A 525-nucleotide genomic window follows, 5' to 3' on the forward strand; every position below is an offset into this window, starting at 1 on the left:
GTTGCCGACTACAACGCTCTCATGTACCGACAATACAGCGTGTGCTACGGCACGACGCCTGTCACGGTCTACCCAATCATTGACTTTCTGCGACAGTTTCGCTTTTCGTACGCAGGATTGGACGAATCGCACAAGGTGAAGAACGATACGGGGCGCACGCAAGCCACGATGTGCCTCATCTGTGACGTGCCGAAAATTCGGCTGGCCTCGGGCACTATGGCCCACGATAGCCCCTCGGACATGGCTATGCAGGTTGGGGCCATGGACCCTACGCTGTTCGGCACCAAGGACGAATTCAACGCCAAATACGGAGAGCAGGTTTCCGGTGGCCGCGTCAAAATCTGGAAGCCCGGGGCACAAGAGCAGATCATGCGAAAGATCAAATCGCGGATCGTGGTGGCTGGTGCCATGCGAAAGGAGTGGGCCGCGTTTCTTCCGACCAAGCGCGAGTGGATCGGCGGCTGTCGCCTGACGCCAAACCAACAGGCTGTGTACGATTCGATCCTCGAAGAGACAATCCAGAAG

At 57.3% G+C, this 525-nt stretch carries 1 protein-coding gene; it reads left to right on the forward strand.

What is annotated here, in order from left to right; translation table 11 throughout:
- Positions 1 to 21: 21 nt before the first annotated feature.
- Positions 22 to 525, forward strand: a 504-nt coding sequence (locus tag AC1RP4_RS07635) for an SNF2-related protein (protein WP_481763217.1), incomplete at its 3' end; no start/stop codon positions are given.

It is taken from the genome of Dellaglioa sp. CoH-56-MRSF-10 (genome assembly GCF_056782175.1).